The following is a 12960-nucleotide window of genomic DNA, read 5'->3' as shown; positions in this document are numbered from 1 at the left end:
ACGAGATCGTCAGAGAAAGAACGGCGTAGGGCCATGCCTGCCTTAGAATGGGCCAGAGGAACGACTCGCGTATCCACGGAAATTGCGGAAACAGCGAACCCAGTCCGTAGTAGAGCAGCCAGAGCTGGAGCAGCAGCGGCGTGCCGCGAACAATCGTGCAGAACACCTTGGCCGGCACGCTCAAGATCGGCGGGCCGATCACCTGCGCCAGGCCGAGGGGGATGGCGAGCGCGATGCCCAGAGCCGACGTTACCACAAGCAGCCAGATGGTCCGCCATATGCCTTGCAAAGCCAGCGGCAGATAGGTGGGAAGCCAATCCCAGCGCATGAGGAAAATCGATGCCAGTACGACAACCAGCGCGATCAGGATCAGAGCTATGCGGTGTGGCTGCATCCAGAGCGAGGCCCGTGCGGCGGCGTCAATGACCGGGGTTTCGGTCGCCATCAGTGCGATCCCGCGATCGACGGCATGCCGCGTCGCGCCCAGCGCTCAACCCGCCCGATGACGACGTTGGAGACGAGGGTCAGAACGAGATAAAGCGCGCCCGCCGCCATGAAGAAGGTGAAATAAGCCTTCGTCGCGCCGGCTGCCGTCCGTGTGGTTTGGGTCAGTTCATTGACGCCGACGATCGCGAGAAGCGCGGTGTCCTTGGTGGCGATCAGCCACAAATTTGCCAGCCCCGGAATGGCGAAGGGCAGCATCGCCGGCAGCGTTATACGCCTGAGAAGCAGGCCGGGAGGCATTCCATAGGCCCGCGCGGCTTCGATCTGGCCTTGCGGAACGGCGCGGATTGCGCCGCGCAAGACTTCGGTGGAGTAGGCGCCCTGCACGACCCCGAGCACGCCTATGCCGGCGACAACCCCGTTGATGTCGATCGCGGCATAGCCGAGCGCGGTAAGCAACTGGTTGATGAGGTCGGTACCAGCGAAATAAAGCAGCAGGATCAGCACCAGCTCGGGCACGGCGCGGACCACTGTGGTGTAAACTTCCAGCAGGTCACGGACCACCGGCCCGCCATAGAGCTTGCCATAGGCGCCGCCGACGCCGATCAAAAGACCAACCCCAAAGGAACCGAAAGCAATTCCGACGGAGTTTGCCAGCCCATGCAGAAGGCTGAGACCCCTGCCGTTCGGCGGTTCGAAGGACAGCAATTCCAGCGAACTGGCTCCGAACATGGTGGCGAGAACGTCGCTCAGCTTATGTCCCCTGGACTTGCGGGTTGAGGCGCCAATGATGCGTCAAGCCGGACATGCCCACCGCGACGACGGCGGCTAGGCATGCCCGGCTTGACGCCGTTGCCGTCAGTTGGACTGCGACGCTTCGCCGTAGATGTCGAAATCGAAGTACTTCTTGGTGATTTCGGCATATTTGCCATTGGCCCGAATGGCCTTGATGGCGGCATTGATCTTGTCCTTGAGCTCGGTGTCGCCTTGGCGCATGCCGGCGCCGACGCCCGGCCCGAGCACTTCAAGGTCCGGCGCGACATAACCCTTGAGGTCGCAGCACGCCTTGCCTTGGTCCGACTTCAAAAACGCGTCGAGCGCGATCGAATCGGCCTGAGTGGCATCGATCCGGCCGGCGGCGAGATCCTGATTTGCCTCGTCCTGCGTCTGGTATTCCTTGATTTCCGCAGCGTCGGTGAAGTGCTTCTTGGCGTAGGCGGCGTGCACCGTAGACGCCTGAACGCCGACTATCTTGGCTTTCAGCCCCTCTGGCGTCGCATCGAATTTCTGATCCTTGGCGCCGATCACCGCAGTCGGCGTGTTATAGTATTTGTCGGAGAAGTCGATTTCCTTCTTGCGCTCGTCGGTAATGGACATCGAATTCATGATCGCATCGATCTTCTTGGTTTTAAGCGCCGGGATGAGGCCGTCCCACGGGACTGGCGTCAATGCGCAATCCAGCTTGGCTTCGCCGCAAATGGCGTTGACAATGTCGACTTCCCAGCCACCCCACTTGCCGGAAGCATCCTGCGAGTAAAACGGCGGATAGGCTTCCGGCGAAAAACCCACCTTGATCTGTTCGGCGCTTGCCGAAAATGCGCCCGACAATGCGATCAGCGTGGCCGCGAGCGCCGTTTTGAGAAAAGGTTTCATTTTTCAGTTCTCCCGTTTTTTGGTTTTGACGTTCCCGTCTGCTTTTCTCGCAAGTCATCCAACATTGCGCAGAAACTGCTTCAGCCTTTCGGATTTTGGTGCGCCGAAGATCTGTTCCGGCGGCCCTTCTTCCTCGACCAGCCCGTTATGGAGATAGACGACATGCGTCGCCACCTCGCGGGCAAACTTCATCTCATGCGTGACCAGCACCATGGTGCGGCCTTCGCGCGCCAGGTCGCCGATCACCTTCAGCACTTCGCCGACCAACTCCGGGTCGAGCGCCGAGGTCGGCTCATCGAACAGCATGACGCGCGGATTGATGGCCAGCGCCCTGGCTATCGCTGCGCGCTGCTGTTGGCCGCCCGACAGATAGACGGGGTAGACGTCGCGTTTTTCGGCCAGGCCGACGCGGGCGAGCAGCTTTTCCGCCTCGCCGATCGCTACATCGCGCTTGACGCCGAGCACATGCACGGGAACCTCGATGACGTTCTCGATCAACGTCATGTGGCTCCAAAGATTGAAGTTCTGGAAGACCATGCCGAGCTTGGAGCGGATGCGTTCGATCTGCTTGCGGTCGGCGGGCACCGTGTGGCCGTGGCTGTCGGCCTTCAGCTTTATCTCTTCGCCATTGACGCGGATGATGCCGCTGGTCGGGTTCTCCAGGCAATTGATGCAGCGCAGCAGCGTCGACTTGCCCGAGCCGCTGCCGCCGATGATGGCGATCACCTCGCCATCGCGCGCCGACAGCGAAACGCCCTTCAATACGTGCAGCTTGCCGAAATTCTTGTGCAGGTTCTCGACGTGGATGGCTTCGGCGGCGCCGTTCTGCACCGTATGCTTCAGGGCGGTGGCCGGCGCTGTCATCGTCGCGGTGCCCCGCGGAGCAGCCGAGGCAGTCCTTGCTGGAATTTATTACCCATTACCCGTCACTGGACAGCGTTCCGATTCTCAAGATGGACCGTTCCGCTTGCCTCCGTCAACCGCAGTTTTTGGACCATTGATCACGGCCTGCCGAGTGGCTATTGGCAGAAGGGAGCGCGTTTCAGGAGAATTTAGTGGGCAAAGCATACGGGTCGCAGTCGATGGCCGGGCCGCTGCAGCGCGTGCTGATGCGCTCCGCCGCCAGCGCCATGCATCGGGCCGAAGCACTGGAATGGCACTACGGTCCCGGCTTCGATCCGCAAAAAGCGGCGGCCCAGCATGAAGCGCTGGCCGGGCTGATTTCCGGCTCAGGCGCCGAGATCGAATGGCTGAGCGACGCCGATGACGGGCTTGCCGATTCTGTCTTTACCCACGATCCCTCGCTGATGACCGACCATGGCGCGGTCATCCTTGCCATGGGCAAGGCGCTGCGCCGGCCCGAGCCCGGCCTGCACGAGGCAGCTTATGGGCGCATGGGCATACCTGTCCTCGGCCGTATCGAGACTCCCGGCCAGGTCGAGGGCGGCGACTGCGTGTGGATGGATGCAAACACACTGGCGGTCGGCCGCGGCGTACGCACCAATCAGCACGGCATCCAGCAGCTCTCCAATCTGCTTTCACCCAAAGGCATCCAGGTCTATGGCTTCGACCTGCCGCTCTGGCAAGGCGAGGACGCCTGCCTGCATCTGATGTCGGTGATCAGCCCGCTCGCCGACGATCTGGCGCTGGTCTATGGGCCGCTCCTGCCGGTCGCCTTCCACCAGATGCTGCGTGCGCATGGCATTCGCCTGGTCGAGGGCGACGCCGACGAATTCTTCGCCTCGAGCGGGCTCAGCCTGAATGTCCTGCCGACCGCGCCGCGCCAGGTTATCGCCGTTGCCGGTTTTCCGAAGACGGCGGCTGCCATGCAGGCCGCCGGCTGTACGGTCTCGACATTCGAGGCCGATGCGCTGTGCATTGCCTGCGAGGGCGGCCCAACCTGCCTCACGCGCCCGGTGCTAAGACAATGACGACGATCGGCGAAGCGCTCATCACCTTGCTGGAAGCGCACGGCGTCGACACCGTCTTCGGCATTCCCGGCGTGCACACGGTCGAGCTCTACCGCGGGCTTGCGCGGTCGAAGATCCGTCACGTCACGCCGCGCCACGAGCAGGGCGCCGGCTTCATGGCTGACGGCTATGCGCGCGCCAGCGGCAAGCCGGGTGTCGCCTTCGTCATCACCGGGCCGGGGCTGACCAACACCATCACCGCCATGGGCCAGGCGCGCGCCGATTCGGTGCCGATGCTGGTAATCTCGGGCGTCAACGCCACGCCGACGCTGGGCAAGGGCCTTGGCCATCTGCATGAACTGCCGGACCAGCGCGGCATGATGGAGAAGGTGGCGCTGTTTTCGCACCGTGTCACCGAGGCCGGCGAATTGCCCGGCGTGCTCGCCCGCGCTTTTGCACTTTTTTCATCCTCGCGTCCGGGGCCAGTGCATATCGAGATCCCGACCGATGTCATGACCATGCCCGCCACCGGCATCGTGGCGCTGCTGCGGAATTCGGCCCCGCCCGAGCCGGGCGCCGCGGTGATCGCTGAGGCAGCCAGGCTTTGCGCTGCCGCCCGCCGGCCGCTTATCCTGGCCGGCGGCGGCGCCAAAGCTGCCGAAGCGCCGTTGCAGCGCCTGGCCGAGAGGTTGGGAGCGCCGGTCGTCCAGACCGCCAATGCGCGCGGCCTGCTCTATCGCCATCCGCTTGGCGTGCCGGCCAGCCCCAGCCTGAAGGCGGTGCGTGCGCTGATGGCCGATGCCGACCTGGTCATCGCCGCCGGTACCGAATTCGGTCCGACCGATTATGACGGCTATGGCGACGGCGGTTTTGTCCTGCCCGCCAATCTGATCCGCATCGACATCGGCGCCGACCAACTTACCAGGCGGCCGGCCCGGATTTCGATCCAGGCCGATTGTGGCGCAGCGCTCGAGGCGCTGCATGCCGAACTCGGCATGGGCCAGGCGCAATCAGGCGACGGCGCCGCTCGCGCGGCCGCGACGCGGCAAGCGGCCTTTGCCGAGATTGGCCCAGCTATGCAGGCGCAATTGCGCGCCGTCGAGACGATCCGTGATGCGCTGCCTGGCTCGATCATCGTCGGCGATTCGACCCAGCCGGTCTACGCCGCCAACCTCTATTACGATCACGACCGGCCGGGCGGCTGGTTCAACGCCGCTACCGGCTTCGGCGCGCTCGGCTATGGCCCGCCGGCGGCGATCGGTGCTGCCCTTGCCAGGCCTGAGGCGCCGGTCGTTTGTCTCACCGGCGACGGCGGCTTCCAGTTCACCCTGCCGGAACTGGGCGCCGCGCTCGACGCGGCGGCGCCGGTGATCTTCGCCGTCTGGAACAATCGCGGCTACCGCGAGATCGAAACCTCGATGCTCGATGTCGGCGTCGAGCCGGTCGGCGTCTCCCCGGCACCGCCGGATTTCTGCAAATTGGCCGAAGCCTATGGCATTGCCGCCGAGCGGATTTCCGGCGCCGGCGGCTTGGCGGACGCGCTACGGCGGGCGCGGGCGGCTGGACGACCCTACGTCATCGAGATTTCGGTTGAGTGATCGCGCGAAAGGCGCGACCTTCCGCATCGGCGGCGCGCAACGACGGAGCGGTCGAATATGACGGAAACACTGGACGGCAGACATATCGTGGTGACCGGCGGCACCGGGGCGCTTGGCGGCGCGGTCGTAGGGAAACTGCTGGAGCAGGGCGCGATTTGCCATGTGCCCAATGCCCACGCTGCCGCGCCTGCCCATTTTCCCTTCCCGGCACATGACCGCGTCAGGCTGGCGCACAATGTCGACCTCGCCGACGCTGCCAAGGTCGATGCCTTCTATGCTAGCGTTCCGGATTTGTGGGCATCGGTGCATCTGGCCGGCGGCTTCACCGCCGCACCGGTCGAGAAGATCGAGCCCGCCTCCTTTGCCGAGATGATGGACACCAACGCCCGCACCACCTTCCTGTGCTGCCGCGCGGCGATACGCTCGATGCTGGAATCTTCCGTATCGGGCCGCATCGTCAATGTCACCGCGCGAGCCGGGCTCGATCCGCGGCGCGGCTCCGGCAAGGTGGCTTACGCTGCCGCCAAGGCGGCGGTCGCCGCGATGACCGTGGCGATGGCCGAAGAGCTGAAGGGCAAGGGCATACTGGTCAACGCCGTGGCGCCCTCGACCCTAGACACGCCGGCCACCCGGGCTGACATGCCGGGCGCCGATTTCAGCAAATGGGTCAGCTTGGAAGCAGCCGCGGAGGCCATTGCCTATCTCGCTTCGCCGGCCAATCTGGCGATGAGCGGCACGCTGGTGCCGCTTTACGGCAGGGCCTGAAATTCAGGTCGGGTGCAAAAAAAGCCCCGCCGGATCGCTCCGGCGGGGCTTTTTGTTTCGTTTACAACCTGCGCGAGGCGCAGTGTTGGCTTAGCTGCCCTGCTTCTTCAGCGCGGCACCCAGGATGTCGCCCAGCGAAGCGCCGGAGTCAGTCGAACCGTACTGGGCGACCGCTTCCTTCTCTTCGGCGATTTCCAGCGCCTTGATCGAGACCTGCAGCTTGCGGGTCTTCTTGTCGAAGGCGATGACGCGGGCGTCGACCTTCTGGCCGACAGTGAAGCGCTCGGGGCGCTGCTCGTCGCGGTCACGGCTGAGGTCGGAGCGCTTGATGAAGGTCTCGATGCCGCTGTCGACCAGCCGCACTTCCAGACCGCCATCCTTCACGCCGATAACCTCGCAGGTGACGACTGCGTTCTTGCGCAGTTCGCCTGACGTCGCCGCTTCGCCGACCGTGTCCTTGGCCAGCTGCTTGATGCCGAGCGAGATGCGCTCCTTGTCGATGTCGACGTCGAGCACCTGCGCCTTGACCATGTCGCCGCGATTGTACTCCTCGATCACCTGCTCGCCCGGACGGGTCCAGTCGAGGTCGGAAAGGTGGACCATGCCGTCGACATCGCCTTCGAGGCCGATGAACAGGCCGAACTCGGTCTTGTTCTTGACCTCGCCCTCAACCTGGCTGCCGACCGGATGGCTGCGCGCGAAGGCCTCCCACGGGTTCTCCAGCGTCTGCTTGAGGCCGAGCGAGATGCGGCGCTTGGCCGGATCGACTTCGAGCACCACCACGTCGACTTCCTGCGTCGTCGACAGGATCTTGCCGGGATGCACGTTCTTCTTGGTCCACGACATTTCCGAAACGTGGATGAGGCCTTCGATGCCCGGCTCCAGCTCGACGAATGCGCCGTAGTCGGTGATGTTGGTAACGGTACCCTTGATCTTCTTGCCGATCGGGAACTTGGTGCCGATCTCGGACCACGGATCGCTCTCGAGCTGCTTCATGCCGAGCGAGATGCGGTGGGTTTCCTGGTTGATGCGGATGATCTGCACCTTGACCGTCTGGCCGATATTGAGGATTTCGGTCGGATGGTTGACGCGGCGCCATGCCATGTCGGTGACGTGCAGCAGGCCGTCGATGCCGCCGAGGTCGACGAACGCACCATAGTCGGTGATGTTCTTGACGACGCCTTCGACCACCTGGCCTTCTTCGAGGTTCTGCACGATTTCCGAACGCTGTTCGGCGCGGCTTTCCTCGAGTACGGTGCGGCGCGACACCACGATGTTGCCGCGGCGGCGATCCATCTTGAGGATCTCGAAGGGCTGCGGGTTGTGCATCAGCGGCGAGACGTCGCGGATCGGGCGGATATCGACCTGGCTGCGCGGCAGGAAAGCCACGGCACCGTCGAGGTCGACGGTGAAGCCGCCCTTGACCTGGTTGAAGATGACGCCTTCGACGCGTTCGCCCTTGGTGAACTTCTCTTCGAGACGGACCCAGCTCTCTTCGCGGCGGGCCTTTTCACGCGACAGCATGGCTTCGCCAAGCGCGTTCTCGATACGCTCGACATAGACCTCGACCGTGTCGCCGACCTTGAGCGTCGTGTCCTTACCCTTGACGCCAAATTCCTTCAGCGGCACGCGGCCTTCGACCTTGAGGCCGACGTCGATGATGGCCATGTCCTTCTCAATGGCAGTGATGATGCCCTTGACGACCTGGCCTTCGCCGGAATGGCCGGCGGAAAATGATTCTTCGAGCAGGCTCGCGAAATCATCGCGAGTGGGATTTGCAACTGACATAGTTTCTCCTGGAATGCCCCGCAATCTGTCGCGGGGCGGGCGCCGTGGGTTAGCGTTGCGTTGGCCTGCCGGCGTTCCGGGCAAAAAGCCCTGGCCGCCTTTGGGCGGCAATTCCGGCGCATGAAGAATGCTGGCAGGCTGGTTCATGCCCGATATGGGAATTCTTTTTGTCGCCGGCAATCGGCGGCGGCAGGAAAACCCGGCTCAGGCTTCGTTTCTCTTGGCCAGGACGTCATCGATGATCGCCCGAGCTGCCAGAAACGCGGCTTCTATAGCCATTTCCGACGTGTCGAGCAAGTGCGCATCGGCTGCCGGTTTCAAGGGCGAGTCCATGCGGCCCATGTCGCGCTCGTCGCGACGCACGATATCGGCAAGGATTTCATCGAAATTGGCAGTGCCGCCGATGCTCTCGATTTCGTCCAGCCGCCGCTTTGCCCGCACCTCGGCACTGGCCGTGACATAGAGTTTTACGTCGGCATCGGGACAGACGACAGTGCCGATGTCGCGGCCGTCGAGCACCGCGCCCGGCGGGGTTTTTGCAAAGTCGCGCTGCTTGTCGACCAGGATGCGCCGCACCGACGGGATGACAGCCACTTTCGAGGCAGCCTCTCCGACGGCGTGTGCCGAAAGCACGGCGCGGTCGAGCTTTGCCAGATCGACCTGACGAGCCGCGGTTTCAGCGGCCGAGACATTGTCGAGCGGCAGGCCGAGCCGGAGCAGCGAATGCGCCACCGCGCGATAGGTGAGGCCGGTGTCGAGCAGGTTTAGCCGGTAGTGATCGGCGAGCCGTCGGGCAAGGGTGCCCTTTCCAGCGCCTGCAGGGCCGTCGATGGCGATGGTGAAGCCTGTCGTCATTCGAAACCTCGATGCAAGTGCCTCACTCCATCGGCGCTCGAAGTCAACCGCGTTGACCTCCGAGGCCTCGAACTGATTGTCGGAATTGATCTCTGTGAGATCGGGAAAGCCTTCTACGGAATTTCTGGTGCCCCCGATCTCAATATCCTCCGACCCGTCGAGGGCAGCGCCGCGAATCGCAAAACCCACGGAGCCATCGGCATAGAACTCTATAGTCCGGTTCTGGAAATTGTCGTCGGCAACTTCATACCAGAGATGGGACGGCTCCTCCGGTATGCTATGTTTCCAATAAACGTAAAAGTATCTCACTCGATCGCCGCACCGAGCCCCTTCATCAGGCCCATGAATTCCGGAAAACTTGTCGCGATCATCGCTTGATCATCGATGGTCACGGGCTTTTCCGTCGCCAGCCCCATTACCAGAAAACTCATGGCTATGCGGTGGTCGAGATGGGTCTGGACGATGGTGCCCTGTCCGTTGGGGTGTTGGCCGAGGCCCTTGCCGCCAGGTTTTCCGCGCACGGCCAGCGTGGCCTCGCCCTCGCTGCAATCGACGCCGTTGAGCTTCAGCCCGTTGGCGACCGCCGACAGCCGGTCGGATTCCTTCACCCGCAGTTCTTCAAGCCCGAGCATCAGCGTTTCGCCCTCGGCAAAGCTCGCCGCCACGGCAAGCACCGGATACTCGTCGATCATGGTCGGCGCCCGTTCGGGCGGCACGGTGACGCCTTTCAGTTCGGAATAGCGTACGCGCAGGTCGGCGACGTCCTCGCCGCCTTCGTTGCGCGGATCGATTATGTCGATCCAGGCGCCCATTTCCTGCAGCGTCAAAAGAAGGCCCGTGCGCGTCGGGTTCATCAGCACGTTTTCGATGGTGATGTCCGAGCCCGGCACGATCAGCGCCGCCACCAGCGGAAAGCCGGCCGAGGAGGGGTCGCCAGGCACCGCGATGGTCTGGCCGGTGAGCTTGCCCTGGCCTTCGATGAAAATGTGGCGCACGCCGCGCTCGTCGGTCTCGACCGACAGATTGGCGCCGAATCCCTTGAGCATCTTTTCGGTGTGGTCGCGCGTCATCACCGGCTCGATGACGGTGGTGATGCCCGGCGTGTTCAGCCCCGCCAGCAGCACCGCCGACTTGACCTGTGCCGATGCCATCGGCACGCGGTAGGTGATCGGCGCGGCGTGCTTGGGCCCGCGCAGCGTGATCGGCATGCGGTCGCCGGGTGTCGCCTTCAGCACCTGCACGCCCATCTGGCGAAGCGGTTCGAGCACGCGGCCCATCGGCCGGCCGGACAGCGAGGCGTCGCCGATGAAGGTGGTTTCCATGTCATAGGTGCCGACCAGGCCCATGGTGAGGCGGGAGCCCGTGCCGGCATTGCCGAAATCGAGCGGGCCCTCCGGTTGCAGCAGCGCGCCATTGCCGGTTCCGCGGATCACCCACTCAGTGCCATGCTTCTCGATATGAGCGCCCATCGCCTTCATGGCAGCGCCCGTACGCATCACGTCCTCGCCTTCCAGTAGTCCGGTGATGCGGGTTTCGCCGGAGGCCAGCCCGCCAAACATGAAGGAACGGTGCGAGATCGACTTGTCGCCCGGCACCCGTGCCGCGCCGGAAAGACCAGCTGATTTTCGGGCGGTGGCCTGCTTCGGGGCGGCAGTGTGCGACATGGTTCTTTCCTGGAAACGCCGGCGGCCGGCCATTTTCTTGTGGTTTGCGCGGTCTCCTATCATGGCGGATCGAGATGGTCATCCCCTTGGTACGAAGGCCTTCGAATTCAAGCTTTTTGGGACGCCGGCTTTTCGCTTTGACAGCGCCGTAAACTCTGGTTAAGGGGACCAAACTTTCATCGACGAGGCTTGCTGTGGCAAAACCCGAACTTGGCACCAAACGCATCGACCCGGAGACGGGTCGAAAATTCTATGACTTGAACAAGGACCCGATCGTCTCGCCTTACACGGGCAAGAGCTATCCGCGCTCCTATTTCGAGGAAGGCAAGATAGCCGCCCTCGAGGAGGAAGAGGAAGTTGCCGAGAAGGAAGTGGACGCCGAAGAGGAAGAGGGCGTCGAGGTCGTCTCTCTCGAAGAGGCGGACGAGGACGCGAAGGCCGACGAGCTTCCCGATCTCGGCGATGACGAGGACGACGTTGACCTTGGCGATGACGAGGATGACACGTTCCTTGCCGACGAGGAGGAAGAAGACGACGACGTTGCCGACATGATCGGCGTCGGCGAAGACGACGACGAAGTCTGAGCGAACCGCATTCGCCGGCTTTCGCGGCGCTGCCTAGAAAAAGCGGTTCTTGAAGGCTTGATATTGACTGAAGGCGGGGTTAGAAGCCGCCTGCACTAACGACGCGGTCTCAACCCGCGCCGGATCTCTTCGCCGGAAACGGCGCCGGCGAACTGCCGGAGTGGGGCCATAGCTCAGTTGGGAGAGCGCTTGAATGGCATTCAAGAGGTCGTCGGTTCGATTCCGATTGGCTCCACCAAAAGTTCTTTCACGTTTTCAGAAAATTAGTTTCCACCCCCTCAGGGGCCTTGCCTTGGAAAGGTCCGGGGCACCGCCAGCGCACCGCACAAAACATTTTTCAGGTCCGAAGCAGCAATGCCTGACAGCGGTGGACGAGATATCGATCTTGGCGCCAGTAGCTTGCGTTCATGCACGCCCGGCGGCAAGGATATCGCGGCAACATCGTATGTGGGGGCAATATGGAATCGGAAAACTCGCTGCTCGGGATCTTCATCTCCTGGATGCCGATGCTGATTTATCTCGCAGCAAGCCTTTGGTTTTCTATCTGGCTCACGTTCAAACTCATCCACGTTCAGCAAGCGATGGTGCAGGCGCAAGAAGGCATCTTGACCAAGTTGACTGATATCGACAACCGCATGTCTGGTAAGCCGAGCCAAGACTGAGGTCCGAAGCTACTGTTCCCCAACTGTTTTCAGCTGCAGCGGTCGACCGGGATACCGCTAATTATACCGGCCAATTGGATGCGGTGGCTCGACGGCGCCCGGTATCGCCACATGAAAATCGGTCTTTTGGACTAACGCTTCATTTTGTCGATACGCTCGCTAAGAGCCTTCACCGCTGCCGTATTTTCCCGAATTTCTTTGGCGATCTCTTTCGCGGCGTTTGCCATGACGATCCTTGAGCGGTTTGCCATCCAAAGCAGAAACGCCATAAGAATCAGGAAAGGGATGCCAACGAGAAGTGCTCGCATTATTGCAGCTTGGTGGCTCATTTCGCTTTCTCCGAGCCGTAGGCTGCCACGCCGTCGACGATCTTCGTGATGTGCTGAGCTTCTGCCATCGGTTCCCTCTTCAGCTGTGACGGACGCCAGCGATAATCGCGTTTATCGGTAGTCACCCCCAAGCCGGAATCGATTCCCTTTTGGGCCGAGGCCGAGCGGCTTCAATTCGTCCAGATCGAACACTGAACCACTTGACCCGTTGCCTGATCACGAACCCTTTTCGAAAACACGCGATGGAGGCCCATTGCGCGTGATCTAGCTTCCTTCGTCGCAACGTAATCGGGATAGCCGACATGCCACTGCCAGAGGAAGTTTGGTGGGGCAGGTTTCCACGTAACCTTGGATCCAAAGGCCGCATTGTCCGGATCTGTTCTATCGAACCGGCAGTCGACGGCTACGGGCATCATGCCCTTCTTAGCCATTGCGTCGGAAACCCCGTAAGCAGTTCGCTTCGTAAGCCATCCATCCGCGCCGCTAGTCGAAACTGTAGTGCACCCTGCCAGAGATATGCTCGACATCAAAAGCCCGATGGCCAATGCGTTGCCTGCGAATGATCGCCGAGTGCCAACCTGATTCTGTTTCATACCCGATCCCCACAACTGAAAGTAGTGCAGGCTAGTCCCTATGATTGCTGGGCCTGAGGGCGGCCCGTCATCCGATATGCAACGGTACGAGGGTTAAGCCGGCTGGCCGGCGCAG

The 12960-nt window shown here is 62.4% G+C and carries 13 protein-coding genes, 1 tRNA gene and 1 pseudogene; 6 read left to right on the top strand and 9 right to left on the bottom strand.

Annotation, left to right across the window (positions count from 1 at the left end; all coding sequences use genetic code 11):
* From NKI01_RS30440 to NKI01_RS30425, 4 genes are all read right to left on the bottom strand, one after another.
* On the bottom strand, positions 1 to 445 hold a 445-nt coding region (locus tag NKI01_RS30440), incomplete at its 3' end, for an ABC transporter permease subunit (protein ID WP_352483946.1).
* Positions 445 to 1176 (bottom strand): ABC transporter permease, encoded by a 732-nt coding sequence (locus NKI01_RS30435; RefSeq protein WP_036244431.1) that lies wholly within the window; start codon positions 1174 to 1176, stop codon positions 445 to 447. The genes NKI01_RS30440 and NKI01_RS30435, both read right to left, overlap by 1 nt.
* A gap of 126 nt (positions 1177 to 1302) precedes the next feature.
* On the bottom strand, positions 1303 to 2097 hold the full coding sequence (locus NKI01_RS30430) for a transporter substrate-binding domain-containing protein (RefSeq protein ID WP_352483947.1): 795 nt from the start codon (positions 2095 to 2097) through the stop codon (positions 1303 to 1305).
* A 54-nt stretch (positions 2098 to 2151) separates the two neighbouring features.
* Positions 2152 to 2961 (bottom strand): ABC transporter ATP-binding protein, encoded by an 810-nt coding sequence (locus NKI01_RS30425; RefSeq protein ID WP_352483948.1) that lies wholly within the window; start codon positions 2959 to 2961, stop codon positions 2152 to 2154.
* Between the two features lie 218 nt (positions 2962 to 3179).
* On the opposite strand from NKI01_RS30425, the gene NKI01_RS30420 reads away from it, so the two are divergent.
* Genes NKI01_RS30420 through NKI01_RS30410 form a run of 3 tightly spaced genes read left to right on the top strand, consistent with a single transcriptional unit; the run spans position 3180 to position 6370 of the window.
* A complete protein-coding gene (locus tag NKI01_RS30420; protein WP_031193690.1) occupies positions 3180 to 4028 on the top strand; it encodes a dimethylarginine dimethylaminohydrolase family protein in 849 nt (282 codons plus the stop codon).
* Positions 4025 to 5605 (top strand): 5-guanidino-2-oxopentanoate decarboxylase, encoded by a 1581-nt coding sequence (locus NKI01_RS30415; RefSeq protein ID WP_023718024.1) that lies wholly within the window; start codon positions 4025 to 4027, stop codon positions 5603 to 5605. Before NKI01_RS30420 ends, NKI01_RS30415 begins: the two co-directional genes overlap by 4 nt.
* A 57-nt stretch (positions 5606 to 5662) precedes the next feature.
* Entirely contained in the window at positions 5663 to 6370 is a 708-nt protein-coding gene (locus tag NKI01_RS30410) for an SDR family NAD(P)-dependent oxidoreductase (RefSeq protein ID WP_023718023.1), read from the top strand.
* A 90-nt stretch (positions 6371 to 6460) separates the two neighbouring features.
* On the opposite strand, the gene rpsA is transcribed toward NKI01_RS30410, so the two are convergent.
* The 4 genes and pseudogenes from rpsA to aroA form a co-directional block, all read right to left on the bottom strand.
* Positions 6461 to 8158, bottom strand: coding sequence for a 30S ribosomal protein S1 (gene rpsA / locus NKI01_RS30405; protein WP_023676278.1), 1698 nt, complete (start codon positions 8156 to 8158; stop codon positions 6461 to 6463).
* A gap of 204 nt (positions 8159 to 8362) precedes the next feature.
* Positions 8363 to 9013 carry a (d)CMP kinase gene (gene cmk / locus NKI01_RS30400; protein ID WP_023718022.1) on the bottom strand — a complete coding sequence of 217 codons (651 nt, stop codon included), beginning with the start codon at positions 9011 to 9013 and terminating at the stop codon, positions 8363 to 8365.
* A gap of 30 nt (positions 9014 to 9043) precedes the next feature.
* Positions 9044 to 9322, bottom strand: a pseudogene (locus tag NKI01_RS30395) (DUF6881 domain-containing protein); the annotation flags it as partial.
* The gene (gene aroA / locus NKI01_RS30390) at positions 9319 to 10677 is read right to left on the bottom strand and encodes a 3-phosphoshikimate 1-carboxyvinyltransferase (protein ID WP_352548931.1); all 1359 of its coding nucleotides are present in this window, start codon (positions 10675 to 10677) and stop codon (positions 9319 to 9321) included. The pseudogene NKI01_RS30395 and the gene aroA, both read right to left, overlap by 4 nt.
* A gap of 194 nt (positions 10678 to 10871) precedes the next feature.
* Here aroA and NKI01_RS30385 point away from each other — a divergent pair, with 194 nt between their 5' ends.
* The 3 genes from NKI01_RS30385 to NKI01_RS30375 all read left to right on the top strand — a co-directional run bounded on the left by NKI01_RS30385 (position 10872) and on the right by NKI01_RS30375 (position 11923).
* Complete coding sequence (locus tag NKI01_RS30385) at positions 10872 to 11261, top strand: TIGR02300 family protein (RefSeq protein ID WP_023676282.1); 390 nt, start codon at positions 10872 to 10874, stop codon at positions 11259 to 11261.
* Between the two features lie 162 nt (positions 11262 to 11423).
* Positions 11424 to 11499 (top strand) — tRNA-Ala (locus tag NKI01_RS30380).
* A 220-nt stretch (positions 11500 to 11719) separates the two neighbouring features.
* Positions 11720 to 11923, top strand: a complete 204-nt coding sequence (locus NKI01_RS30375; RefSeq protein WP_352965778.1) for a hypothetical protein — start codon at positions 11720 to 11722, stop codon at positions 11921 to 11923.
* 131 nt (positions 11924 to 12054) lie between these two features.
* Here the strand turns inward: NKI01_RS30375 and NKI01_RS30370 are convergent, their stop codons facing one another.
* A complete protein-coding gene (locus NKI01_RS30370; RefSeq protein ID WP_031193688.1) occupies positions 12055 to 12252 on the bottom strand; it encodes a hypothetical protein in 198 nt (65 codons plus the stop codon).
* Between the last annotated feature and the right edge of the window lie 708 nt (positions 12253 to 12960).

Origin of the sequence: Mesorhizobium sp. M0815 (genome assembly GCF_040319995.1) — a bacterium.
Classification (GTDB): Bacteria; Pseudomonadota; Alphaproteobacteria; order Rhizobiales; family Rhizobiaceae; genus Mesorhizobium.
The sequence above is the reverse complement of the archived record's forward strand: the minus strand, read 5'-3'. Positions and strand labels throughout refer to the sequence as shown.

Excerpts from the sequence above, each read along its gene's own strand:
- NKI01_RS30435 (WP_036244431.1), bottom strand. The coding sequence starts at position 1,176 with ATGTTCGGAGCCAGTTCGCTGGAATTGCTGTCCTTCGAACCGCCGAAC.
- NKI01_RS30430 (WP_352483947.1), bottom strand. The coding sequence starts at position 2,097 with ATGAAACCTTTTCTCAAAACGGCGCTCGCGGCCACGCTGATCGCATTG.
- NKI01_RS30425 (WP_352483948.1), bottom strand. The coding sequence starts at position 2,961 with ATGACAGCGCCGGCCACCGCCCTGAAGCATACGGTGCAGAACGGCGCC.
- NKI01_RS30420 (WP_031193690.1), top strand. The coding sequence starts at position 3,180 with ATGGCCGGGCCGCTGCAGCGCGTGCTGATGCGCTCCGCCGCCAGCGCC.
- NKI01_RS30415 (WP_023718024.1), top strand. The coding sequence starts at position 4,025 with ATGACGACGATCGGCGAAGCGCTCATCACCTTGCTGGAAGCGCACGGC.
- NKI01_RS30410 (WP_023718023.1), top strand. The coding sequence starts at position 5,663 with ATGACGGAAACACTGGACGGCAGACATATCGTGGTGACCGGCGGCACC.
- rpsA (WP_023676278.1), bottom strand. The coding sequence starts at position 8,158 with ATGTCAGTTGCAAATCCCACTCGCGATGATTTCGCGAGCCTGCTCGAA.
- cmk (WP_023718022.1), bottom strand. The coding sequence starts at position 9,013 with ATGACGACAGGCTTCACCATCGCCATCGACGGCCCTGCAGGCGCTGGA.
- aroA (WP_352548931.1), bottom strand. The coding sequence starts at position 10,677 with ATGTCGCACACTGCCGCCCCGAAGCAGGCCACCGCCCGAAAATCAGCT.
- NKI01_RS30375 (WP_352965778.1), top strand. The coding sequence starts at position 11,720 with ATGGAATCGGAAAACTCGCTGCTCGGGATCTTCATCTCCTGGATGCCG.
- NKI01_RS30370 (WP_031193688.1), bottom strand. The coding sequence starts at position 12,252 with ATGAGCCACCAAGCTGCAATAATGCGAGCACTTCTCGTTGGCATCCCT.